The organism is Terriglobus sp. 2YAB30_2 (assembly GCF_052114765.1).
In the GTDB taxonomy this organism is placed as follows: Bacteria; Acidobacteriota; Terriglobia; order Terriglobales; family Acidobacteriaceae; genus Terriglobus.
The window spans coordinates 206,612-232,830 of sequence record NZ_JBFRFJ010000001.1 but is presented as its reverse complement, the minus strand read 5'-3'; the positions used below and the strand labels follow the sequence as shown (position 1 = coordinate 232,830).

The 26,219-nt window shown below is 55.7% G+C and carries 10 protein-coding genes; 1 reads left to right on the top strand and 9 read right to left on the bottom strand.

Features of this window, described 5'->3' with window-relative positions; all coding sequences use genetic code 11:
- Positions 1-146: 146 nt before the first annotated feature.
- From AB4Y89_RS00885 to AB4Y89_RS00875, 3 genes are all read right to left on the bottom strand, one after another.
- On the bottom strand, positions 147-1,469 hold the full coding sequence (locus AB4Y89_RS00885; protein ID WP_442299026.1) for a sialate O-acetylesterase: 1,323 nt from the start codon (positions 1,467-1,469) through the stop codon (positions 147-149).
- A gap of 350 nt (positions 1,470-1,819) precedes the next feature.
- A complete protein-coding gene (locus tag AB4Y89_RS00880; protein ID WP_442299025.1) occupies positions 1,820-9,196 on the bottom strand; it encodes a fibronectin type III domain-containing protein in 7,377 nt (2,458 codons plus the stop codon).
- A gap of 162 nt (positions 9,197-9,358) precedes the next feature.
- Positions 9,359-12,706 (bottom strand): carboxypeptidase regulatory-like domain-containing protein, encoded by a 3,348-nt coding sequence (locus AB4Y89_RS00875; protein WP_442299024.1) that lies wholly within the window; start codon positions 12,704-12,706, stop codon positions 9,359-9,361.
- A gap of 693 nt (positions 12,707-13,399) precedes the next feature.
- Between AB4Y89_RS00875 and AB4Y89_RS00870 the strand changes: the two genes are divergently transcribed.
- Positions 13,400-14,704, top strand: a complete 1,305-nt coding sequence (locus AB4Y89_RS00870; RefSeq protein WP_442299023.1) for a malectin domain-containing carbohydrate-binding protein — start codon at positions 13,400-13,402, stop codon at positions 14,702-14,704.
- Between the two features lie 106 nt (positions 14,705-14,810).
- Here the strand turns inward: AB4Y89_RS00870 and AB4Y89_RS00865 are convergent, their stop codons facing one another.
- The 6 genes from AB4Y89_RS00865 to AB4Y89_RS00840 all read right to left on the bottom strand — a co-directional run bounded on the left by AB4Y89_RS00865 (position 14,811) and on the right by AB4Y89_RS00840 (position 26,035).
- Entirely contained in the window at positions 14,811-15,719 is a 909-nt protein-coding gene (locus AB4Y89_RS00865) for an alpha/beta hydrolase (protein ID WP_442299022.1), read from the bottom strand.
- Positions 15,720-16,012: 293 nt separating this feature from the next.
- Positions 16,013-16,846, bottom strand: a complete 834-nt coding sequence (locus AB4Y89_RS00860) for a TIGR03435 family protein (protein ID WP_442299021.1) — start codon at positions 16,844-16,846, stop codon at positions 16,013-16,015.
- 179 nt (positions 16,847-17,025) lie between these two features.
- Positions 17,026-17,919 carry a DMT family transporter gene (locus AB4Y89_RS00855; protein WP_442299020.1) on the bottom strand — a complete coding sequence of 298 codons (894 nt, stop codon included), beginning with the start codon at positions 17,917-17,919 and terminating at the stop codon, positions 17,026-17,028.
- 52 nt (positions 17,920-17,971) lie between these two features.
- Entirely contained in the window at positions 17,972-18,922 is a 951-nt protein-coding gene (locus tag AB4Y89_RS00850; RefSeq protein WP_442299019.1) for a LysR substrate-binding domain-containing protein, read from the bottom strand.
- Between the two features lie 285 nt (positions 18,923-19,207).
- A complete protein-coding gene (locus AB4Y89_RS00845) occupies positions 19,208-23,146 on the bottom strand; it encodes a penicillin acylase family protein (RefSeq protein ID WP_442299018.1) in 3,939 nt (1,312 codons plus the stop codon).
- 24 nt (positions 23,147-23,170) lie between these two features.
- Entirely contained in the window at positions 23,171-26,035 is a 2,865-nt protein-coding gene (locus AB4Y89_RS00840; RefSeq protein ID WP_442299017.1) for a carboxypeptidase regulatory-like domain-containing protein, read from the bottom strand.
- Positions 26,036-26,219: the final 184 nt, after the last annotated feature.

Genomic DNA, 26,219 nt, shown 5'->3' with positions numbered 1-26,219 from the left:
TCCTCGACAACTCCAGCAGCCACTCTACCTAGAAAGATAAAGCTCATCGGAAAACATAAACTTTCCGATGAGCTTATCTATCACTCTCTTGATGTGCACTATGACAGATGAGCGATGGGGTTGCCGGATCCCTCCTGCCTATTCCATTACTTCGAGCTAGAGGAGAACTGAACGGTTGATTCGGAGGTGAACGTCGAAGCCGGTAACCCATTTGCGTTGTAGAGACTATCTCGAACAACGCTGTTCCATCCAAAACGCACAAACATGGGATCCTTCACGATGTTGGACTTCACGAGCACAGTCGTACCCTGTATCGTTGCGGAAGCCGGAACGAAATGTCGATCTTCACCAGCGATCTCAAATCCTTCAACCAGCTTTCCCTGCATATTCAGTCCCTGGCCATGATCGAACCACACCCGCATGGCATTCGAACCATCCGGAGACGATTCCGAGGTGGCTTGCCGGAAGAGCGGCCCTTGATAGTCAATGGCTTCACCGTATGCAAGAGCTCGGGCGGCCAAAGCGAGCCGCGCTCCAATAGTCTGTTTGTCAGAGGGGTGAACGTTCGTCACATCGCCTACATCGAGTGAAACAGCCATTGCCGTATTCGCTACGTTTAGCGTGCGGCGCTGCTGGTCACGAACCGTTGGCCACTCCTCTGTTGGGGCATTGAAACTCGAAATCTGCACAAACAGGAATGGCAGATTTCCCTGCTCAAAGTGCATTCGCCAGTCACCAATAAGAGCAGCCAGCAGGTCGCTATAGAACGGCGCTCGGTCCAGGCCGGCATTTGCTTCGCCCTGATACCAGAGAAACCCTTTGATCGTCATCGGGACGAAGGGCGCAATCATCCCGTTGTAAAGCCCGGACGGCATCCACGAAGACGGGTTGGGATGCCACGGATGCCGAGGAATCGGCCTACCAGCAGTTTTGGCGGCTTCGTCCTCGCGTTTTTCTTCGGCCCAGACGGCTTCCAGGCCGGCGGATCTATTCGCAAATGTGGCACGACTGGCGAACGCTCGCTGAAGCCGAGCATCATTCCCAAGCGTGTCCATCGAGACCCACGCGTCTGCCGGAGTTCCCCCATAGCTGATGTCAATCAATCCGACCGGAACCTTCTCCCTCTCCGAGATTTCCCGGCCAAAGAAATAGGCGACTGCGGAAAAACTCCTGGCCGTCTCCGGTGTGCACATCGTCCATGAACTCGTGATGTCCTGAGCAGGCACATCACTGCTCATAGGCTGCACTCGTAGAAGACGCAGATTCGGCCGGAGCGCCGCCGAAATCTCCTTTTCCTGGTTCTTCAAAGGCGTATCAGGCCCAAAGCCTTGCAGAGGAAACTCCATGTTGCTTTGGCCGGACGCCAGCCAAACATCTCCTACCAAAACATCGTTCAATGTGTTGTCCGGACCATCGCCCGAAACCGTGAGAGTGTACGGGCCTCCACCCGATTCGGGTTGCAGATACAAGCTCCAACGTCCGATGTCATCCGCGATAGCAGGTGCAGTTTGTAGATGAAAATGCGCCAATAGATGGGCACCCGGAGTGGACCAGCCCCATAGATGAATCGGACTATCTCTCTGCAAGACGGCATGATGGGAGATCAACTTTGGGAAGCGCACTTCGGCACAAACCCTGGCAACTGAACCCCCAAGCAGGCACGCGGCAATGACGATTGAATAAGCAGTTCTGGCAATCACGTTACAAAAGCTCCTCCAGCAGTTCGGCGCTTGAGCGCCAGGAATCAAACCCATCTGCGGATGGATTCACGGGAAGTTCGCCGCCCATCAGTGCCAGGGATGAAAGCGCTGATGGGCTACTATTGGGCGGCTTGTGTCAATACGAGGGGCCCCATGTTCGATGGGTTGTTCCAAGTGCAGTCGCAGGTTGCCCACCAGGCCAGCTTGCCCTGACGCGTTCCTTGTGCGGAGGCCGTATCCACCATCACGTCTAAACCATACTGATGTCCCACAACGGGTGTGGTTCCGAGCGTTGTCCAAGGAAATGCCATGACCATCTGATAGCCACCAGTGGTGTTCTGCTGTGCAAACACCACACCCGTCAGCGACGACGGACTATGATGCACTTCGGTGAGCGCTGCTCCACCGTTACCGTACGGGAAGGCATATTGAAAATCCGTGATCCCGTATGCGGTGCTCCTGTTGTAAGTACCCGAGAAATACACTTCCACAGTCTCTCCATTCCAGAGGTTCGCGGCTGTTGGAGCGATCAGATACGAATCCTGTACCGAGACCAGTAGGTACAAGTAATTACTGTCCCATAGGGTCTTGTATTGCGCGGTATCCTGCGACGATCCCGAGAAGTAATGCGGGAGAGGAACAAACGAAACGTTGGCCCATGCGCCGGTATCGGAACCATCCAGAGGTGGCGGAGTCGAAGTCATGGCATCGTTCTCCACATTTGGTGTTGCGCCGGCTTCTGCAGAATTGGAGCTTGTACCGCCCGAGTTTGTGGCCTGCACCACGTAGTAGTACGTGGTACCGTTGGCCGCGACCGAGTCCGTGTAGACAACAGAAGTCGAAGTCCCAATCTGTGTGTAGGGCCCTCCACTGGTTGTGCCGCGAAGCACTTTATATCCAGTGGCCCCGGTCGAGGTCGGCCAGGTCAACGTAACCGCTCCGTTGCCGGCCGAAGCCGTGAGACTTGCAGGTGGTGCGGGCGTGGGCTGTCCGGTGGATGACCAGGTTCCACTCAGTGGTACCTGAAAGACATACATCGATCCCGGAGGCATGTTGAAGGTGTAGTTCGCTGTTAGGCCGCTCAATGTCTGCATCTGGATGGGAATATTCAGCTCGTCATTGTTGCCCATACGTGGATCACCGGTAAGAGCATAGAGTGTGGCCGTTCCAGTTGGTGTAGCCGGGAAATTCAGAGTCACCGGTGTCTGGTTATTGAGGTCGCGTGAAATGACCACTACGTCCGCCTGATTGGGGACATTGGCATCCTTGAAGGTGTAGACGGCAATCAGAGGTACGGCCTGGCCGCCGGTAATGGTCGCGTTACTGTAGGTGGGAACTGAGTTGGTGCTTGTGAGCACCATCGGTCCGGAGCAGTAGTTGTTGCGCATCTGCAGAGCTTCCCATATGGGATGCGGACGGAATCCATTGGCGATGTTGGTGTGCGAAGTGAAAGGCCCAGTGCCCAACATATAGCCAAAGAAATTCTGTGGTCCAAACCCGCGCATGGTCGCATAGAGATTCACATCAATGGCGCCAATGGCGCCGGCCAACGATGTATCGGCAGGAGAGCTGCCTGTATCCACTCCTGGGCCTTCTTCATACGCCGCGAGGCTGTAATTTCTTCCGTTGGCCGCATCCCGTTGCTGCTGCGCATAGATTGCGTCAATCAGCGGCCCGTTGGTGACAGGCAACTGAACCAAATCCGACTGATAGTGCGAATCACCAGTCAGTGAATTATTTCCGGACGAGTAGAGAGCCGCATCCACCACGGATACCTCTGGCGCAGCAGCGGCGGCAGCCGCGCCAAACGAGGGGTTGATCTCCCAGCCGTTAGCTACGAATTTGATCTGCGCAGGGTTGAAGTAACTTTTGCCCGCGATAGCGTTAGAGATAACGAAGTGAGCCCACTGTCCATACTCCACATTGGACGGAACTTCCTGCGTACCCCATTCTTCGTTGCCGACTTCCAGATAGATGGTGCCAAAGTCATCGGTATAAGGTCCGGGATGGTTGGATGGCCGCTTGGAGGCATAACCCACACCCGCAGGAGCTGCTAGGTAGTCGATCAGTTCGTCCCACTCAACCTCAGATAAAGCCATATTCACAATGAGCCAGGGATTGGCGCCCACTGTTTTCACATTGGCCAGCGCATCCGGCAGATGCTCAAGTTCCTGTTGGATCTCACTTTGGTAGCCGATGCCCTGATTGCTGCGCGCCTTGATCTCCGGGGTTATCCAGCTATCAAGACTCCAGAAGGAGTAGGTCCCCGAGGTGTTGCCAAAGTTACTCCAGATTCGGATGGTCCCGGGCTGATAATTCTTCCAGGCGGTCATCACCTGCGGGTTAATCGAGTTAGGCGACCAGCCTGTGTCGTAGAGCTGAAGATTGTCTACCCACAGGGTGCCAGGAGCGGTGTAATTCAAATGCGCACTGACCACGGCGGAGCCCACCGGAATTCCGGGGACAGCGGGGAAAGTCCAGGTGAACAACTGCCAGGTGTTGGTCACCCCGATAAAGGTATGAGAGATACCCAGGCCCTGCAGCGAGAACGTGGCACTGCCGCTACTGATGCCTGACTGTTTCAACCAGACACTCACCTCATAGGTATGCCCTGGTTGAAACTGCTCATTCGCAGGTCCGACAAACGCATTCTGGATCCATTGCCAGATTCCCTGTTTCTCCGTTTTCGCATCAGTGATCTCAAGGCTCAGCCCTCCAGGATCGGAAGGCGGCACGTCTGTAGAAAGCGTGTAGGGTACTGTCGCGGTACGTGTGTCAGCGGTAAGCGTCTCCGCGGACCAGACCGGGGTGTAGGAGGTCATGCGTGAAGCAAGCAGGGAGAGGCCTGGCACCGCAGGTTGGTTGTCCAGAGCCAGCCAGATAATATCTCCGGCCAAGGTTGGTGGTCCGGAATCGGCAAAGGTGATGGTATTGTCAGCCGGAACGCTATCTGAGACAGCGGTATAGCCGGTCACCGTATCCGTGCGCAGCAACGACCATGCGCCATTGCTGAAGCGATAGGTCCTTGCCGTGGCTCCCACGAAATACCCTGTAGCAATGCTGCTGTAATAAGGTGTCCCTCCGTCATTAGTGGCAATGAACGTTGTTGCCGTTCCATTCTGGCTGGCGGTAAGACTCACGCGTGCGTCATAGGGAGAAAACCCTCCGTCGGAAAGCCAGGCATTCTCAGTGATGTTGGAGCCGTCTTTCGGCTGCATGTTAAATCCAGCGTTGACCGGATTGGCCGCCACCACCTGCGGATAAATGCTGAAGCTGGCAGCAGCATTAGTTCCTGCTACGGGGGTGACCGGGGTAACCACCACTTCATTCGAGAGGGCGCTGGTACCGGCGGAACTCTGCGCAGACACTTTGAAGAAGTAAGGCGTAGCGTTGGTGAGCCCTGACACGGCATAGGTTGTTCCTGTAACACCGGTCGCGATAGGCGTTGTGCTTTCGGCTCCGGTACTAGTGCCCTCGTACACGTTGTACGACGTAGCTCCCGCGGACGCAGTCCAACCGAGAGTAGCCAGCGCATTGCCGGCCGTCCCTGTCAGTGAAGGCGCTTCCGGAATGGTCGACGGTGTGACGCTGACTTCAGCGGACAACCCACTCGGGCCCGACAGGTTCACGGCCGCTACTTCAAAGTAATAGGTAGTCCCGTTGGTTAGTCCAGCAGCGGTATAGGTAGGAGAGGTAAGCCCGGCTGCTATAGGAGTTACACTTTCTCCTCCGGATGCGGTGCCCCTATACACGTTATAGGAGGCCGCACCTGCAACGGCTGCCCAGGTAAGTGTGGCCTGCGCGTTACCGTATGTTGCCGTCAGGCCGGTGGGTGCGGAGGGTACTGGAGGCATCGGCGTTGTAGTGGCCTCGTTTGAAACACCGCTTGCTCCGGCGGGGTTTACCGCCGCAACGGTAAAATAGTATGCGGTTCCGTTAGCCAGGCCAGTAGCGATATAGCTGGCCGACGTGACACCTGTGGCAATAGGCATCGCATTCTCTTGACCGGACGCGGTGCCCTCATACACGTTGTACGACGTCGCGCCCGTCACCGGCGTCCAGGTCAGCGATGCCTGGTTGTTGCCTGCTGTCGCCGTCAAACCTGCCGGCGTTGCTGCTGGAGACGACGTAACCACAGCGAAGCTGGTTCCTACCCGAATCTCGTCCAGCGAACTCTGCCCCGTTCCGCTGCCGCCGTAGTAACTGAGACCCTGGAAAGCAAAGCTGCTCGATGTCGAGAACGTTGCATTCGGAGTCGCCGGAGCAGCACCGCCAAGCGATGATGGATTGACATAGAGGTTGGCCACATTTGTGGCACCGAAAGTGATCTGCAGGACCAGCAGAGCCGGAGTACCCACAACCACAGGAACATTGCTCTGCACGGTTGTGCCGTTGTAATTCAGACTCCAATACTGCGTGGAACCGGTATTGGAAGCAGTGCCAAAATAACCTGCCTGCAGGTTCGCCGGATATGGCCACCAACTGCTAGTCCCGCCCTGTGCGGTGAGAGACAGCGAATTCTGCTGGGTGCCGCTGGCGTCCTTGCGCATTAAGAAACTGATCCAGAGGGTCTTTCCAGAAGCCCCGATGAGGCCGCTGGAGAGGTAAGAAGCAAGCGGGCCAGAGGTGGTCACATCCAAAGCTCTTCCTGCACGCTCGTAGGCATATCCACCGACGCTATAGTTCCCACTTGTCTGCAGGTTCAGATAGGTCAGCGGAGTTGTCGACGCTACGTTATAGCCAGGTACAACAGTCGAGCCATTCTGTTCTGCCCAGCCTCTCGCCCAACCACTATCCCCGCCGCCGCTGGCTCCGTTCAGCGCTCCATTCGCTTCTCCAAAAGGTTCGTAGGCCAGCAGCGTACCCAGAGAAGGTGTGGCGGCAGCTTCATTCGAATAGCCGCTGGTTCCAGCCGCATTGACCGCTGCCACGGTAAAGAAGTACTGAGCGCTGTCGGTCAGCCCGGTCACCGTGTAGGTAGCAGCAGTGATTCCAGTGGCAATGGGAGTCGCACTCTCGCCGCCGGCGGTAGTGCCCTCGTAAACCTTATAAGAAGTGGCCCCTGTTGACGCGGTCCACGTGAGCACTGCCTGCCCATTGCTGGCAACAGCGGTCAAGCCCGTAGGAGCTGGCGGAGATCCCGCAGGTGTGGCCGCAGCTTCATTGGAAATCGTACCGGTTCCCTGCGCGTTTACACCTACCACTTCGAAGTAGTACGCCGTTCCGTTGGTGAGTCCGGTTACGGAGTAGGCGGTTCCGGTTATGCCTGTAGCGATCGGTGTTGCACTCTCACCACCGGATGTAGTGCCCTCGTAGATGTTGTAGGAAGCCGCTCGTTGCGCGGTCGTCCAGGTAAGAGCGACTTGAGAGTTGCCTGCGGTTGCCGTCAATGTGGATGCCGAAGGCGGCGAAGCGATGGGAGTTGCGCTCACCTCATTTGAAGGTCCGCTGACGCCGGAAGCGTTCATCGCCCGGACTTTGTAGTAATAAGTCGTTCCGTTGTTCACTCCGAAGTCGGAATACGTGTTTGAGGAGACGGTGCTCAAGGTTGTCTCGCCACCCGACGCCGTACCACGCGACACGATATAACTGGACGCACCCGGTACCGGCTCCCAGCTCAGCCCCACCAGTCCATCGCTGGCGGCAGCGACCAGATTCCCCGGCTCAAATGGAACGCCATTGGGCTCATATCCGGTCAGATTCACCAGCGCGTTGTACTTTGCTGTACTCAGGTTTCTGTAGTCGTCAGTGGCTCCCCAGTCACCGTAACGACTGTACGCAGATGAAAGTCCGAAGTAGCCAAACATGTTTCCGCCATTGCCGAACCAGTTGTTGCGAATATGACCCTGCACCAGCGTATCCATGCCGGTGTCGCGGTTAGCCAGGATCTGCACTCCGAGATTTGTCGTTGAGTTGGACCCACTGTTGTTGTTCGCCGGACCGCCCTCATACGCAAATAGTTGCAAGCCATATTGTGAAGCGGTGGTCTTGGCCGCCGTCACATATTGAGCGCTTGCGTTGCTGGAGGAGGTCATATCCGCCAGTACTTGAGGAATCGTGGTGTCGTTGGCGTAGTTTGTTGCATTGAAATAGTCGCCCTGCGCCATCGCGTAGAAATAGTTCGATGGCGGCCCATATGTCGTGTTGAACCAGGCAAGGGCTTTAGCCGCATTCGAGTTCGATCCCTCATCCAGTTGCCACCACGCATAGACGGGACGTATGGTCGTGTTCAACGAACCTGTACCGAAGACCGATTGGAAGATCTGTCCGATCTCGTAAAGCCGTTTGAGGTGACGCCGGTATGCCCAGTGAAGCTGGCTGGTATCGCCATCATTATTAAGGACAGAACCGCCCTTACCCACTTCATCTTCGGCTGCCAGCAAGTTCCAGGTGTACTGCAGGAAGCTTGGATTCCACACCTCGTTGCTGTGCTCGATATAGACGTGCAGACCGGGGTTGAGACCTACATTACCGGTAAAAGCATTACCGTTCTTGAGCAGGTAGGCAAGGTTGTAAATATAACTGGAGGTTTCGGGCGATGCGACATAGGTGGGATCGAGAGAATCGGTGCCGCCCGTTGCACTGACCGGGATATTAATCCAGATATCCTTGTTGGTGGCATTGGCCAGAAGGATCACATACTCCCACGAAACGCCCCAGGCGCCCGGCTTCACGTTCGTATTCGTGGAGATGTTCACACCGACTCCCTGATAGAAGTCGGTAGGCAGACTACGCGAAGACCAGGGGAGTAGATGATGGCCGGTGTCGCCATAGTATCCGGGAGTGGTATTCGTCCCCACCCACCCCATGAACCGCAGGTAGCCGAATGGCGCAAATGCGCTCACAAACGCGGGATCGAAAACCTCAGAGGAAGCTTGAGTGAGGGTGAAGCCCGGCCGAATCGCCTGCAAAGAGGCAATACCCGTGTTGGTTCCGCTGGTAGGCGTCAGTTGCGTATTTGTGAAGCTGATCTCCATAAGCGCCGCCCCATTGGAATAGGTCGCGCCGCCGGGAAGGGTTACGTTAACCGTGGTGGTGTTCGTGGAAGAGTTATACGTCTGGTTGGCGAAGGTGAGTACCGGTGCACCGGATACATTTGCCAGCGTTGCCTGTCCCTGAAAGGACAGAGTATAGGTGCCGGCGCTGTTCGGCTGATAAGCAGATGGATCGTCTGAGTATCCAAGCCACTCCGGTACGGGGCGGTCATCAAAAATCACCGCAATGCCATCCGACAGCGGATTGCCGTTCGCATCGGTTGGAACCTTGCCGCCACTCGAATTGAGAAACAGCCGCCCCTGGTTTTTGAACGCATCGATAAAGCCAGTAGGCCGGTCGCTAACTTCGACTCCAATCTGAGTCGGATAAGTAGTCTGGCTCCAGACTGCTGAGCCGTTGACCAATGCCATGAAAACCATAATCACGAAAAGAAACATTCTTCCTTTCTTCTCGTGACCAGACTTATCCATCTCATTCACAAACGCACACATACGCGTCATCACAAGCTTCCTCCTGGATTCGCGGCGGTTTCGTTGCTTACAACCAGCGGACCTGGTTTGATGAGGCCCCCTTGATGGGGACCGTGAAATTTGTATGTTTGGAAGAGGGCCCGCACGATGCTGCCCAATCGGTTACATCGCGCGTCCCTCTCCTGTAGCCGGTCAGAATTCGAATCGTCCACCGAGTTGCAAATAACGTTTCTGATTGGCGCTGGTTACAGTGCCGAAGTTTCCGTCGGTTACGTCGTTTGCTATCGCTTGCCAGTTTGTGCGATTGAGAAGGTTGACCGCTTCGGCACGCAAGAAGAGCTTTCCACCTTCGACGACTTTAGGAATTGGAAAGTTGAATCCCTTGGACAGGGTTGCGTTGACACTGAAGTAGCCCAGGTTACGGAAGCTGTTGACTCCCTGTCGCTGGGTAACAGGTTGCGAACCATAGCCTGCGGGATCTTTGAACTGGGTGGTCGTGAAGGCGCCCGCCAGAACCTGCGAACGAGTGAACCCTCTTCGCTGAACTCCACTATAGGTTGGAAATCCGGCGCAACCGGTGGTCCCGTTGAAGTGGGCACACCCGTCGTACTGATAGTCTTCGCCCTCATGGGCCACGCTAAATGGCGTACCAGTCTGAGCAATGACGGTTGTGCCGACGCGCCAGCCACCGACGGATTCATTCAGCAGCCTGCTCGTGCCAATCTTCGGCATCTCATAAACCCCTCCGAAGGAGAACGAGTTCGTTACATCAAACGCCGAAACCCCGCGGAAGGACCTGGGATCGTAGATGCCCTTCCAGATATTGAACATCGCGCCGGTTCCTGTGCTGTTCGAATCCCTGGTCGTAGGCGCGTCCTGCAACGCTTTTTCCCAGTTGTAATTCGCTTGAAAACTGAGATTTCTGTAGTTCTGCTTTGCGGTCACGATCAGAGCATTCCAGGTGCTGGATAACCCGTTGCGCCCGTAGTTCAACTGTCCCCATTCAAATGTGGGCCGGACCGCGGGAGACCTGGGCTGTAGGTTATAGTCCGCATTGCTGCCCTGGCCTGCGGCTGAAGACCCATAAACCAGATCGTAGCCATGACTTCCGGAATAGGTAACGCCGAGAATGGTGTTGTGCAAAAGTTGTTGTTCTACTCCAAATGAGTAGTTCAGATATTTCTCCGGCTTAAGTGTCGGGACAAAACCGTTGAGATTCGCCGAAAACAGGCAATTTGCGGTGTCCGTCATCGCGGCACAGGAGTAAATGTTCCCTGATGGATTTGTTCCGTAGGTTGGATAGGAATAGGAATATCCGTACGGCGCCACGGCGGTCGCAAAGTCGCCGTATGGAACGATACCGGTTTGATACAAACTGATGCGGTTGGGCGGTTGCGTCGGCAGGTTATTAGCGATCTGATATGGAGTCAGAACATTTTCATACAAGCCAATTCCACCTCTCACAAGAGTTGTTCTCTCTTTGAAAGGCGTGTACGCGAAGCCCGCCCGCGGCATGAAGTTCCAGTTCTGGGACTCTGTAAAGGCTGAGTCCGCTGTATGTGTCGTGGTAGCCCATGCCTGCTGCTGGAAGGTTGAGCCAGAGCCCGGGAACATCGGGACAAATGCCCCTGACGAAGCACCGTATCTCCGCGGGTTGCCGAAGTTATCGTAGCGAATTCCGGCGGTCAGCGTAAGATTTGACCGGATCTTCCAGGAGTCATCTATCCAAAGCCCATTGGAGATGGATGTGGCGCCATAGTACTGCGGCGTGTACTTGCCGTTTCCTCCGATCGTGTAGAGGTTGTATCCGGCCCGAGCTGTATTGCTCACCCATGAAAACGTATCAGTTGCGTAAAAGGGAACGAATGCCCTGCTGTAGATGCCGCTTGAATCCTGGAAGTAATCTCCACGATAGAACTGGTAGCCACCGCGAACGGTGTGATTTCTAAAGCTGTAGCTAACGGTGTCGCGCAGAGCATAAGTGTGTTCTTTATTGGTCTGCGAGGCGAATGGAGTAATGCCGAATGGGAATGTAAATTGGAACCCCGCGGCAGAGTCCAGCAGAATCGGTAGATAAGGAATTGATGCCGCCCGAGGATCACCTAAAAAATTACCCGAAACAGCTCGCAGATTACCGAAGTGAACTTCGTTAAGGAGCTGCGGAGAAAACAGATGAATATGGTTGGCTGCAAAGTATTTGTTCTGGCTGGGAGAATTGGCGTCTAACTTAGGCCTCTCGGCCAGATTGCCGAGCGTCTGATCGATGCGCTCATACATCACGTACACACGATCTTTACCGCCGCGCATAGCCTGATCCAGGCGCACGTCCCACTGAATTCCATTGAACGGCTGAGACTGGTCAAAGATGGATCCAACGGTGTAAACGGATTGATCGCACGGAATGTTGTACGTGAGAGTTGAATTTGGGACTGTCTGCTGGGTTCCGCATGCCATTCCATACTGCCCAGCAGTTTTGGTGGTACCCCCTATATCCCGTGTGGGAGGAGCGAAGAGCAGTCCCTCAGCGGCTCCAGAATTTGGAAAGGCAGAATGTGCCCACGATGCAAAAGAAGGTGTGAAGTGCGGGTTCGTGGTAGTAGCGGAGCCGATCGCTGCATTCTGCTTTTCAATGGAACCAAAGAAGAACGTCTTATCCTTAATAATGGGTCCACCCAGCGACGCGAGTACCAGGTTTTGATGAAACTCCGGGAAGACTTCTTTGATTGGGGCTCCAGCAGTGTGGGTGGGCTGGCCGGCCGCACCTAGATTCTTGCCGGCGTAGCTATAGTCGACTGCCCCATGGAACTGATTGCCTCCCGACTTGGTGCTAAAAGACGTCTGCAACGAAGAGCCGGTACCGTTTTCAACCGAATAGGTCTGAGACTGAAGAGACACCTGGCTGATCATGTCAGCATTCGGGAGAATCATCGCAGCTCCCTGGGTGATGTCGTCGCTGACGGGAAGATCGTCGATCAAAAAGATGTTGCTCTTTAAGCCTTCGCCGTTCGCGACGTAGCCGGGTTGAAAATTGGCGGCAAAAATCGTCGATCCATAACCCGTTGCGGGCGTTTCATTCTGAAAGCCAACCACTCCTGGCGTCAGGGAAAGCAGCATCTGCACGTCGCGGTTCGGTAACGGCAACTGGCTGATCTCCCGCTCAGTGAGTGTCTGTACGATCCGCGTCTCTTCCGGATTGAGCGTCTCGGCAACATCTCTTACGGCGATGGAAACAGTCGTGCTGCCTGGAACAAGAGTGATGTCCACACCACGTGTCTCGCCTGGCGACACCGTCACCGAAACCGATCCGGGCGTAAATCCTGCCTCGGTGGCAGCCACCTCGTAATTGCCCGGCGCAACCGAGGTAAAACGGTAGTATCCAGTCGCATTCGTTGCCACCCGGAGATCGATCCCCGTTTGGACGTTGTGGAGCGTAATCGCGGCTTTTGGAATGACCGCGCCGCTTGAGTCGGTTACCGTGCCCTGAACGTTGCTGCTGAACTGCGCATAGCAGGGGAGGCAGAGGCATAGCAGGGTAACCATGGCGCCCCACCAAGCAAACGAAATCAAAGACTTCGTACTATGGGCTCTCCTCCAGAGTCGTCGGCCCATCGAATGGAGCGGCATTGCATTTTCAAGAAGAACTGGCATTCAGCCTCGCTTGCATCCTGAGTGTGAATTTGACGGTGCAGCGCTGCATGAACTCGATACGAGACCGGATCACTCATTTCAACTTGCTCAGCACTGCAACGACACACCCGGATTTATTGAGTCAGCTCATTGAGAGTCAAGGAGGCAGCCGCTATGCAACAGCTACATGCCGCTAACCACTTTATTTGCAATATGTTTCATGGACGTCCCCCGTGCATGTAACGCACGTTTCATCTTGTGCCGCGCGGAACCTTCTTGGTATGATTCACGCCTGAAAGCGGAGGAGACGTTATTTCAGTCCGAGAACAAACGGGCTATGAGGCCGATGAACTTCAGTCGGTACTCTCGTCCGACACATTTTCTGAGGCGGTCTCTCTAGGCAGGCTTCTTCGATATCTGGGTGAGCACTATTTTTCGGAAAACAAAAGCTCCCTGAACGAATACAAGATCGGCGTTGAAGCTCTCGGCAGGTCGACGGACTTTGATCCGTCCAAAAATTCTTGTGTCCGCGTGGAGATGCACCGCCTTCGCAACAGGCTGCGGAAGTACTACGAGACAGAAGGCCAAGATCACACGTTCCGGATCATGCTGACGGAAGGACGTTATGGGCTTCGGTTTATCCAGACCGAAGAGCCTCGTGTTGCTTCAGTAGTCGTCGACACCAGGGAGTCGAAATCGTCTGGAGAGGAAACGGACCTCAAGTCGCCCCTTTTCCCTGATTCGGAAGAACTTCCTGCCGCAGAAAGCCCCGTAGAGGATCAGAGGTGGCCGCGTTTTTCAAGGGTAAGGATATCCGTGTGGGTAGCGGCGATCACAGCCACCGCCTCCATTCTCGGTATCGTCGCCTGGGTCTTGATCGCTAAGCATTTCAATGCCCGGCTTCAAACCACCCATGCGGAACTTGCGTTCTCGCCAGACGCGCAAACAGCTCCTGCTCCCGAACTGATCATGGCCGGTCATCTGGGTGGTCCATATATAGATCACGACGGAAGATCCTGGGGAGGAGACCGTTTCTTTAAAGGGGGAGATGCGGTAGCTCTGAAGCTCCCTTACATTCTGGGGAGCAAGGACTCCATCGTCTATGAGACCGCTCGCCAGGGCGAATTCAGCTACGACATCCCCGTTGCCAGCGGGAAGTACGAATTGCGACTGCATTTCACAGAAGCTAACTTTGGACCGGGCACATATGCGGGCCGGGGTGGGGACAGCAGCAGGACGTTCTCAGTCCTGCTCAATGATCAACCGCTTTTGACGGATTTTGATATCTTCAGCGACGCCGGTGGGAACTTCCGCGCCTTCGAGCGTGTGTTCAAAGGCATCGCTCCAGCCAGCGATGGGATGATTCATCTCAAATTTCTACGAGGGTTCGATCAGCCTATCGTCAATGCGATTGAAATCGATCCGGAACGCGGCAAGGGGATGAACCCCATCCGAATTGTGGCTCAGGATAACTCCTATATCGACCAATCAGGAAAGACATGGCAGTCCGATCGATATGCAATCGGTGGCCTGCTGGCCACGCATAGAAATCCGATAACGAACACGACCGATCCGCATCTTTACGATGGGGAACGCTTCGGACATTTCACTTATCAGATACCTGTTGCCACGGGCCGCTATACGGTAACACTGCATTTCAGTGAGACATACTTCGGCTCAGAATCGGCTCAGTACGATGATTCTTCCCGGGTCTTCGACGTCTATGCCAATGGTGTCGCGTTGCTACGGAACTATAAGATCCTGCAAAAAGCCAGCGGACCAAACAAAGTGGTGAGCGAAACTTTTCGCGGCATCGAACCGAATGCCGCAGGTCTGATCGTACTGAGTTTTGTGCCCGACAAGAACTATGCCTGCGTCAACACCATCGAAGTGACAGATGAAACCAACTAGATCCTGCACTGAATGAATTCAGAAGCAGGAAACGCTTCGAGAGCTTTGTCCTTCCATAAACGCGTCGGACCACCGGCACGCGTTACACGCCGCAGATTGTGCAGTGCTACGGAGTGGCCTCAGCGATCATCCACCCGTGCCGTGTCATCCAGCTTGCTAAGAGCGCTGGCCATACTTCGGCGCCGGGCTGCTTTGTGGCAAGACCTACGCCATGCGGTCCATGCTCTGCAAGGTACATCTCGATCGAGAGACGCTTATCAACGTACGCCTGATAGAACTGGATACTGTTCGCAACCGGAACTATCTCATCGTCGGTCGTCGAGAAAAGAAAGGCGGGGGGACTATTCGGCTTTACTGCCGATGCGTTGGATAGCTTCTGCTCCAGAACAGGATTTTCATTCGTTCCGAGCAAGTTTGTTTTCGAACCTGGATGAGCGATACCTGGCATCATCGAAATTACTGGATACGCGAGGATCCCAAAATCCGGGCGAGCGCTTTGCATGTCAACAGAATCCTCACTGACACCCGCCGGTAAAGGAAGATGTTCGTCAAAGTTTGTCATCAGGTACGAAACGATGTGCCCACCCGCTGAAAATCCCCAGACGCCGATGCGATCTTGGGAAATGCCATATTTCGATGATTGTGACCGGATGAGGCGTATCGCTCGTAACCCGTCGAGCATCGGAGCGGGATATTGATAAGGCGCGACGCGGTAGTGGAGAACGAATGCGGCCACACCATGCTTTACCAGCCACTGAGCGACATCAGCCCCTTCATAGCTCATGACGAGGCCTCCGTAGCCTCCTCCCGGACACACCACAACAGCCGTATGCGTAACATTCGCGCTCGGCAAGTAGACGTCAATCGCCGGGATTTGGGGATCGGCGGCCTTCGCATACGGCACTGCACTTCCCCACAGCGGTATAGAAGTATTTGGGAGGGCAGCCTGCGCACGACAGAACATGGAACTCACTGCGAGAACCATAGAGATGGAGCAGATTCCAGTCACTTTCATCGCTGCAACACCCTTTCAATAGTCATTATCCATATCGAGTTCATGCTTCCAATAGGTCAGCTTGGGTGCGAGATGATTTCCATTGATCAGCGTTTCCTCGTTGATCGCCGACGCGCTGCCTGATATCTCTCGATTAGCCAGCGGAGTCTCGATTCTTTGTTATCAAACCGCGAGCTGAATGTTCGCCGCAAATGCAGGGCGGTCGGCTGGCAGGGTTTGCTTATCGATGATGCGGTCAATTTGAGGCGCGCCGAGGAACATCTCCGAAGAAGCTCCTCTCTCGATGAAATTTGCTAGTTCCCTGATGGTCTGGAAGCGGCATCGACTACCAGCGTTCCCGCAGGAGCCTTCATAGCCTGCAGTTTCAGACCGAGTTGTTCCTGGATAGCAGTGAACAGGTCCGGGTTTCCAGTACTGATAGGTGGCCCATCGGAGTGACCACCGAACTGAGTTTCGTTTGGGGTCCATGCCAAGGAAAAATCCCACCGACCTTCCAAACCGGTTCGATCGATTACTGGCCGGTTCAGAACGGTACGCTGCAACTCCTGAGCCAGATCCGATACTCGCGCATTCGAGGCTTGGAAATTGCCACGCGCACTGAAATGCAGTGCGGGAAGACTGTCTGGTCCTCCGTCGCTCCTTCTAAGCTTGGGTCCATTCTGTCCCAATACCAACGCAAAGATGGGTAGCTCCTTCTCTTCCCGATGAAAGCGAAGACCGAAGCGTTCGCCTAGAAGCTGGCGAATCATAGCCTTACATTGCGGATCGCCTGGAATCCCTTCACCGCGGTAGAGCATTGTAGCGTCGAACTTTTCCGTCTCAGCCCAAGACGGGGTACCCAGAAGCTGCGAACGCTGTAGTTCGTAGGCGAACAAAATCAGCTCGCCGAGGGACGTATTCACCGACTCCAGTCGTCGGCCGCGTACCCGGAAACCGCCACCAACCATATATGGATTGGACAGCTTAACCGTTGCCACCTCATACAGGTTCTCGGAACTCAGCGACTGCGGGCTTCGGGAGACGGCTTGCGCCGCAGCCTGCATGCGTGAATTGTTGAGGGCTGAGAAAAGAACAAACAACAGGACGCAGACTGACTTTGCCGGCAGAGTATTTCGAACAAGGCTCATCGAGAGCGACTCCCGAATGGATCACAGGATGGAATGCGGTTGCCACTAAGAGTAGCGCCTTACATAAAGCTCGTTACAACGTTCTTTTAGCGTTCTTTCCCGCTCACGCCCAGGATTGGTTCAAGACCGAGACCGGTACTGGCATCGACAAAATTCGCATTGCCACTGCTTAATCAGCCTTATTCAGTCCCGACACCTGGCCTTCCTTCCTGAAGTACAGGGACAAGAGCGCCCAGAATCAGCATGGCCCCCAGAATAAGAGAGGGAGAGACAACTTCATCCAGAAAAATAACGCCTTCAGACACAGCGACGACGGGCATTAGAAAGTAACGAGATGCAAGGGTGTACGGTCGCACCTCACGGAGCAGCCAGTAGAAAAGGAAAAAACCGAGAGCGCTGCTGAAAATGCCGAGAAACAGGATTGCCTCAACAGCGCTCATGTCCCACCGTGTAGATTTGCCGCGATCAAGCAGCAGGCTGGCGACGCCGATCAGGATTGCAGCGCTCACGGAGAGGCATCCGCTAACTGTCAACGGCGGCAGATGCCCGAGGTGTCTCTGAGCTGTGATACCCGACCAGGATCCCAGCAAAACCACCACGACGATTGCCACCACGCCGCCAACCTCTGAGGAAGACGACCTGGCAGAGTGCATGACACAGATAATGCCGATCACGCCAGATAAAAGACCGATTAGCACACCTCGGCTAAGACGCCGGCGATGCGACGGTGCACAGGCGATCACTTCCAGAAGGAGGACTACAAGAGGCGAGGCAGAAAAGAGGATAGAGGTCAGGCCGCTGGAAACCCTCCCCGCGGACCAGCCGATCATACAAAACGGAATCACAATCGTAAGCAAGCTGAAACCGATAAGCATTGGCCATTCACGCAATGCCGGCAAAGACTCGCGCCGCAATTTCATCCCGACCAGTAACACGACACTCGCGATCAGAAACCTGAGCGCGACCGACCGCAGCACTGGCATATGTTGCACGGAGACACGAATCGCCGCCCATGTACTTCCCCATAGAAGAGAGAGCAGGAGAAATCCGCCGAGATGTTTGCGTGAACGCATCCTCTTCCGCTCTCCTGGATCGTGCTCTGCCTTTCTCCGCGGGAATCGACGATCAAGCGCTGATGCGCGCTGGAAAGGCCCCGGAACTCCGCACGAGAATAACCGGTTCGCGCTGCCCGCCGGTCAAACGTCGAAGCTCTTCCATCACCAGAAGCAGCCCTTCGGGAAGATCCTCCTCGTTGCGCCACGCCATCCCCATTTGAGATCCTTGCACCGATTCACGGAATGGCAGGCGAATCACACCGGGGAATTGCAGCTGCGCTGAAGACGTACCTGCCATGGCAACCACTCTGCCTCCGGCGACGATTGCGAGCCTTGCATTGTGGTCGATCGGGCCTTCGACGAGACGCACCGGGGCCACGCCGTGTTGCGCAAGCGCGGCCAGCGCGAGAGGTGTGCACCGCAAACACTCCTTCGCACTTACCGTCAGCAGCGGTTCATGTACGAACTCCGCGACGGAGATCTCTGTCATGGAGGAGTAAGGTTCACGGTCCGGCAGAACCGCAACCATGGACTCTGAGCACAGATTTTCAAACTGAACCTCCTCAGCGTAGACCGGCAGGGTCATCATCAACAGATCGACCCTGCGCGATTGCAAAGCCTGCAACCTCTCGCCGGGCACCATTGCCTGAAACTCCATCTGAACTTCGGGGTGTCGCTCCGCCATGGAACGAAGCAGTTTTGGAAGCACTTCAAACTGTCCAGCCTGACTGCAGCAGATGCGCACCGGCCGTGATGCCTCAGCCTGCTTCATGCGATTGCCTGCCTGCTCCAATTGCTCAAGAACCGCCCGAGCTACGCCAAGGAGCTCCCCGCCGGCTGCGGTGATCGAGACACCTTGCCGGGAGCGCTCGAAAAGACGCACCTCAAAACTTTCTTCCAGAGATTTGATCTGTGCCGTAAGCGTTGGCTGCGACATGTACAGCAGCCGGGCTGCCTTGGCATAGTTCAGAGTCTCGGCAAGCACGAGGAAAGATCGAAACTGGCTAATCCGGAAATCCATTCGAACTCTCCTCAGACACATGGATGGAGCTTCGCCGATAGCATGAGCTGTTCAGCCGACAATTATGGGAAGGAATGATTTCTTTTAGAAATGATGCTGAAGTGCGCTGTTGACCGCGATCTTAACACGATCTTTATCTTCCTTCAAGACAAAGGCCTCCGCCTCCGCCTGGACGCAGGGGAGCGGGAGCTCAGTTGATACGCAAACGATTCTTTAAACAATGTCTGGATGAAGAGCCGTTCTCCGGAACGACTGAACGTTTTCGCCCGTTCCGATCATCAGAGCCTAACGTATTGCTCTGATCTGCAGCATTTTCCCGTGATAGTCCGCCGGATTCACGTCGCGCATCCAGGTAGACTTACGGCCAGATTGCGTAAGGTTGATTACGTCCACATCAACACGTATCGGCTGCGCGAAACCAAAATACAGGGGCAACGCACTTTGTGAGCTGTATGAACTTCCAGTATCGACGAGCTGATAGCCAAGCAGCTCTGTTGTTCCGGCGCGGTAGACCTTCACCTCAGCTCCTGGGCGGGTGTAATGCCCCTGATCATCAAGGACAAGTACAGCCAGTGAGCGGCCGGGGGCACTGACGGGCAAGACATTGCGATACAGATTGACTCCGCCTTCCCGCTCATGATCGGCCAGCGCGAGATCGAGTGCGCCGTCGTTGTCAAAGTCGGCCCAGACCACGGCATGGTCAGCATCATGCTTCAGCATGTAGCCGGGAGTCACGTCGGTAAACGTGCCGCCATCGTTGTGCCACAGATAGTCCCGGATATTCTCGTGGCCGCTGAGGTATCCATCGGCGTACAGATCGGGCTTTCCATCGTTATCGTAGTCACCCCACCCGGTAGAGACCAGATGAGCGTTGATGCCAAGACCCACCTCCGGCGCCACATCGTGAAACCGAGTCCCGTCGTTCATCAACAACCATGCCGGCCCATAGTTGGCGGCAAAGACATCGAGCTTGCCATCGTTATTGACATCAATCACGCCAAGGCCGACGCTTCCGTAGTTGATGCCTCGGTTCTCCGCCGCGACTCCCAGCTCTTTTGCTTTGTCACTAAAGTGGCCGTAGCCGTTATTTACATAGAAACCATTGGCGTCGCCGTTCTGATTCGCTTCAAACAGGCTCAGATGTCCGCTCTGGTTATAGTCGAACCAGACACCGGCGATGGTCTTGCGCGGATCGCCCAGACCGGTCTTCGCGGTTGCATCGCTGAAGTGACCTTTGCCGTCGTTGTGATAGATCTTGTTTTCCTTCTCACGGAAAGCGACGGCCAGGTCAACCAGACCATCGTTGTCGTAATCCACAAAACTTATCTGTCTCGATTCGCCTGCATCGTAGAGGCCGCTCTCCAGCGCAACCTCGGTGAAGTGCCCGTTGCCATCGTTGCGATACAACCGGTTTGGCACGGTGGAGGTCATGCCGAAGCCCACATAGAGATCGAGCAGACCATCGCCGTTGTAATCACCCCATGCGGCTGAGCGGACCTCGTTGGTATCGATGATGCCGCTCGACAGCGTTACGTCCACAAACTTGCCATGATCGTTGTGATACAGACGATTCATATCGCTGCGATAACCGACATACATATCCGGCCAGCCATCGTTGTCATAGTCGCCAAAGACAATGGTTACCGCGGCCGGGATATTGAAGGTGTCCGCCTGGACGCGTTCGAAGGCTGGATGCTTCTCATGGCTTTCTGCCTCGCTGCAAGGGGCAAGCGTCATCGTCTCTTCCGCGGCTTCCTCCACTTTTGCCTTCGAGAACGCCAGCGGGAAATACGTCCCATTGCCCCATCCCGCAGCCAGATCGGTCGCATGTTTTGCGCCTCCGTTCGCCTGGTTGCCGGGCGCATTCAGCGCCACTGACCTGTCCCAGTTCTGCGGATCAAGGACGAACATGGCAGAGGCGCCATGAAACTCCGATGATCCAGTAGGGCTGACGTTACTGGTCGCCTGAACGGTAAAGGCATCCCCACCACGCGATACGGAATCGAGGTGAAAGACAGCGGCGGTCTCGTCATTCTCCAGGGGGTGACGCAGCTCTGCTTTGTGGACCTTCCCCCATGCCCAGGCGGAGAAATCATCTCCAAATCTCTTATAGATCTCCGCGATACCCTCTTCAAGAGCGGTAACCATGATGCTGTTGCGCTTGGTCACATCCTTTTCCGAGGTCAGCCAATGGATCACCTGTCGAGGATCGGTACTCTTTATCTCTCCCTTCAGGCTCTCCGGTAGGTTCGCTGCATATACCTTCGCCGCTAGCTTGTAGTACCAGAACTCGTACAGTGTCGCCGCCCTGGAGTCCATGGAGACGTCGAAGTTCCACTCCAGCAATGTACGGATGGCATCCTGCGTCGCCGACGTGGCACGAACACCTTTCAGCATCGGCACCAGTTTTTCCGCCACCAGCGATTTGTGGTCGAACTGAAGGTGCTCCATGTCTTCCAGGCTGAATTTCTGTTTTCCACCCAACACCTCCGTGATGCGGTCAAAGCGGTAGGGCGCACTGTACTCGTATCCGAGCGAGCTTTGATACCTGGGAAAGTATCTGCTCACAACATCGTTGTTCGCCGACGCATAGTAACCACGGCTCCCATTCAACTCGCGGGGAAGCGATTCCATCGCTTCGATACCCTGCCACTCATATTTCCCGTCCTTGCCGGGAACCGGCAGCAGGCCATCCCAACCCTTGCGAATCGGCGATGCGGCCGCGGCGATGTAACCGTAGTTCCCTTTCACATCGGCATACACAAGGCTGTGTGACGGCAGGTACCAGGATTTTGCGACTCCCTTTGTAAACTCGTCCCAGTTCTTCGCCTGCATGACATTCAAACTGCCCAGATATCCTGCGCCGCCGGGCATTGATCCTACCCAGCGCAATGCGTATCCGCGATGGCGCTTTGCGTCGAGATAGAGCAGCGGGCCGTGCTGCGTCGATCGGACATCATAGATTTCCGGAGCCGCCTTGCCCTTTACACGGATCAGTTGGCGATCTACGCTCAACGGAATCCACTTCCCCTTGTAGAGGTACGCGGTGTTTTCGGGATTGGTCTCCTCGACGTAGAGATCCTCCTGGTCCACACCGAGAATCGTGAAACCCCACGCAACATTCTCGTTGTGGCCGATCGAGATGCCCGGGAGCCCAGGCTCGGTTGCACCGATGACATTCCAACCGGGAGCAACCAGATGAACAAAACTGCGCAGTGACGGGTTCACAACCTCACGGTGAGGATCGTTTGCGAGCAGCGGCATCCCGGTTGTGGATTTTCCGCCGCCGATGACCCAGTTATTGCTGCCGAGATCGCTGTTCTCGGAGATCTGTTCCGTGAGTGCCGCCAGAGTCTGGTCGGCCAGCTTCTGTTGATCGGTCGCCAGCGAACTTGCGCTGGATTTGCTACTGCCTTCCTGAAGCTTCCAGTGAAGATCGCCGGCATCGCGCGTCATATTCAGGATCTGCGGCGTAATGTCGTCCAGGTCAAGCCCTTCCGGCACAACCGTCTTGTGCATGGGATCAGTGACCAGGGCGCGATCGACCTCTGCAACAGCTCCCTTCTTAAGTGCGAGGGCGCGCGCCACTTCGCTGGCAACATTGCGCGTCAGGTTCCATGCCACCATGCGGTTGAGCAGTGTCGTCGCGGTCCATACCGGTTCCGGGTTAAACCCCGTCAGGCGAAACTCAATCGGCAGCTTTCCCGACTCCAGCGTCTCGACAATGGCCGCATTAACACCACGGGCAAACGATTCAAAGATAAGCTGCCCTTCCGGGTGGTACTTCGTCATCTCCTCCTGCAGATTGCCGCGGTACTGCAGCGCGCGGGCGAAGCGGTCGCGTTCCAGGTAGCGAGGGCCAAGTACCTCGGAGAGCCTGCCTTCTCCCATACGCCTCCACATCTCGAGCTGCCACATGCGGTCCTGTGCGGCGACATATCCCTGCGCGAAGAAGAGGTCGCCTGTATTCTGCGCGTAAATATGGGGCACCCCGAATCGATCACGCACAATGCGGACCGACTGGTTCACCCCCTTCACCAGAACGGTTCCGCTGGTCTCCGGCAGGTTCTCCCTCGCCAAACCCAGCAGCTTCTGCGGTGTGGTCTGATGCAGGTTGATCGGCGCTGGCGGAGGATACTGCGCCGATGCCGTGATCGCAGACACTAACCCAACCACCGCGATCGACTTCGCGGCAATCCTTGCAGTCAAACTCCAGCTCTTCATCACTTGTCTCCTCACACGTACCGGTTAGCGGCTGTTCCAGGTCACCCGGACACCAAATTGCAGCTGACGAGGGTCGCCTGCGGAGCTGCGCGTGAGAAAGGCTGTGGACGAGATGGTTGCCGTAGGAGCGTTGAAGACCGGTGTGTTGAAGATGTTGTAGGCCTCGGCGAAGAGGTTGACCTTGAAGGCTTCGCGGAAACTGAACTCTTTCGCTCCCCTCGCGTCAACGCGAGACCCTCCAGAGCCCTGAGCAAGCTGGCCTATGGTTATAGGAGCCAGATTCAGTGCCGGCAAGGTTACTCCATTGAAGGAAGTGGCAGTTTTGAGGGTACGTGCAGCATTGATCAGATCGAGGCTGTGCTGATTGGCGTGGCCGCCGGCGAATTTAGTCAGGCCTGCTGGACGATCGCTGGTATTGCCATCGCCATCGAGATCGCGCCCGTAGGTGATATTGAACGGGGTCGTCGTCAAGACCGCGGCAACGCCGGAGATCTGGATGCCCCAGGGGAAATAGAACATCGGAGCCACGGTAAGAACCTGGCGGCGATCGAGCTCATCCAGGCCACGGTCGGCATTGCCCATGAGGTGAAATGGATCCGACGGAGCGGCCGTATTGTCGTTCAGACCATCGGAGACGACCTTCCCCAGCGCGTACGAAGTCTGCACACTCGCGCGGCGATAGCGGGTACGGAACTGGACCTGCAGTGCGGTATTCCAGGATGTGGTCGTGCTATCAAACAGCGTCACCGTACTGAACTGCTTCAACGGCCGGGGATGCGCGCTATTGAGCGGCCCGACGGCTGGAAGGTTGGCGTCGTGTCCGGTCTGCAGGCCAGTCTGAATCTGCCGGACGAAGTCCACCACAAGCACAGAGTTGCGGCCGAACCCTTGCTGTATCCCTGCTGTCAGCTCGTGGACGTAGGGGATGTCCAAATGATCACCGGGCAGATAGATCAGACGCCCACCCTGCAACGCCACATACTGCTGCAGGGTCAATCCGCCGAGCACCGCGGTCGTGTTCGGGTAGTACTTCAACAGGTTCGGATCGCTGATCTGGACGGTGAAGTTATCTGTGACCGTCTGTCCCTGCATATTGAAGAAAGGGCGATTGCGGACCGAGTAGCCACCATAGGCCGCACGCAGTACCGTAGATCCCTTGCCCATCAGGTCATAGGCAAAGCCAACACGCGGCTGGACGTTATTCCAGTCATTCCCACGATCTGCCGAAACGTAGTTGGAGAGCCCGGCATAGGCTGGGTTGTTCAGGAGGTGGGCCACGTACCTCTGGCTGCGCAGATCGGTTTCGAAGTCATAGCGCAGGCCAGCGTTCATCGTCAGACGTGGCGACAGCTTGACATCATCCTGGATGAAGTAGCTCTGCTCGGAGTTTTTATAGACCTTCGTCGAGAAGCCTGACCCGATGGTGAGACGGGTCGGCCAGGTAGCAGAGTTATTGATGTCGAAAGCCGCATCGGTATTGAAGTTCCACACACCCTGGCCGTAGTAGTTCGAGTCGAAGTGCAGCACTTCGTACGTAAGGCGGGTCCCGAGCTTGATGGTATTCCGGCCCTTTGTGATGTAAAAGGTGTCATTCAGGCCGACACGCTTGCGTGGATATCCCTGAGGTTTATTGGGCTGCGCTCCCAGGGTGAAGGACGGCCGCACCTGCTGCGCTCCCTGGGCCAGAATGAACCGGTACGTGTTCTGGTCAAGAAACTCCATCTGAAAGCTATTCAACATCGACGGCGTGAAGATGTGGCTCCACTGCCCCATCACATCGTGGAAGGTAATCGAGTAGTTGTCGTTATAGTTGTAGGTCTCGTTGATATCCTGCTGCTCCCATAGGTAGCGCAGATACCCTGAGTTCTTCTCGTTGATCTGGTGATCGAGCTTTGCCTGGAGAGTCTTTTCCGTGGTGTTGTTCGGGTAGGTGCCGTTCACCAGAGAGGCAAAGGGATTGCTCGCCGCCAGCGCCTGGTAGTAGGCAGAGGTCTGCTTGATGTACTCATCGGCGACAAAGAAATGAGTCCTGTCTCTGACGATCGGCCCTCCAACCGCGGTGCTGTACCGATTGAGCGAGAACGGCGGCTGGCTCCCATTGTTGAAATAATTGCGAGCATTGAGCGGGTCGCGGCGGCCAAAGTAGTTGAAGAGAGCATCGTACTTGTTTGTCCCGGACCGGGTAACCACATCGACAACAGCTGTTCCGGCGCGGCCATATTCCGCATCAAACTGGTTCCGCAGAACACGGAACTCGCGCACTGAGTCCTGGTTTACATCCACAATCGAGAATCCATAGATCGGATGATCGAGCGAAGCGCCGTCAACCAGCGTAGAGTAGCCGCTGCGCACATTGCTGCCCCCCACGGCCGTCTGCGTACCGAAGCGTGCGTCTCCGGAGAGCGATGGAGCCCCGCCGGGTAAAAGCTGTGCCAATGCGATGAAGCTGCGGTTGATGACCGGCAGATCAAGCAACTGCTGGCGGGTAATGACGCCGGAGACCGTCGTCGTCGAGGTCTCCACCGCTAGCCCCGGAGCAGTAGCCTCAACCGAAACGGTTTGTGTGTCGCCTCCCGTGGCAAGACGCACATGCAGCTCTCCCACCTGGCCAACTGTCAGGTTGATCGAGCTGCGGTCATTGCTGAAGCCGTCCATGGCTGTGACCACTTGATAGGGACCGGGCGGCAGCGCCGGTGCGCGGGAGATACCTGAGTGGTCCGTCGTTAGCGCCTGGGTCAAGCCGGTTTCTGTGTTCGTCACGGTAACCTTGGCGCCGACAATGACCGAACCAGTAGCGTCGGATACATCCACGCGAATTTCAGCCGTCTGCGCGCATGCAGCGGATGCCAACAACACCGAAGTGAGCAACAACAGAAGACGCTTACCCATTGCCGATAGACCTCCAAGTTCCTGATACCTGAAAGGAAGGGCGTCCGCATGCCGTATGACCGGTTGCCCTTCGCCACAGAGATTGATGACTGTAAGCGGGAGTGTAAGCGGCGATAAGTCGCGGAAGTGATAGAAGTTTCCTATTCCTCGATAGAAACAAACGATTACCCCTCTATCAAAGGCC

Coding starts and splice junctions, on each gene's coding strand:
- AB4Y89_RS00880 (WP_442299025.1), bottom strand. CDS start 9,196: ATGACGCGTATGTGTGCGTTTGTGAATGAGATGGATAAGTCTGGTCAC.
- AB4Y89_RS00875 (WP_442299024.1), bottom strand. CDS start 12,706: ATGGTTACCCTGCTATGCCTCTGCCTCCCCTGCTATGCGCAGTTCAGC.
- AB4Y89_RS00870 (WP_442299023.1), top strand. CDS start 13,400: ATGCTGACGGAAGGACGTTATGGGCTTCGGTTTATCCAGACCGAAGAG.
- AB4Y89_RS00865 (WP_442299022.1), bottom strand. CDS start 15,719: ATGAAAGTGACTGGAATCTGCTCCATCTCTATGGTTCTCGCAGTGAGT.
- AB4Y89_RS00860 (WP_442299021.1), bottom strand. CDS start 16,846: ATGAGCCTTGTTCGAAATACTCTGCCGGCAAAGTCAGTCTGCGTCCTG.
- AB4Y89_RS00855 (WP_442299020.1), bottom strand. CDS start 17,919: ATGCGTTCACGCAAACATCTCGGCGGATTTCTCCTGCTCTCTCTTCTA.
- AB4Y89_RS00850 (WP_442299019.1), bottom strand. CDS start 18,922: ATGGATTTCCGGATTAGCCAGTTTCGATCTTTCCTCGTGCTTGCCGAG.
- AB4Y89_RS00845 (WP_442299018.1), bottom strand. CDS start 23,146: ATGAAGAGCTGGAGTTTGACTGCAAGGATTGCCGCGAAGTCGATCGCG.
- AB4Y89_RS00840 (WP_442299017.1), bottom strand. CDS start 26,035: ATGGGTAAGCGTCTTCTGTTGTTGCTCACTTCGGTGTTGTTGGCATCC.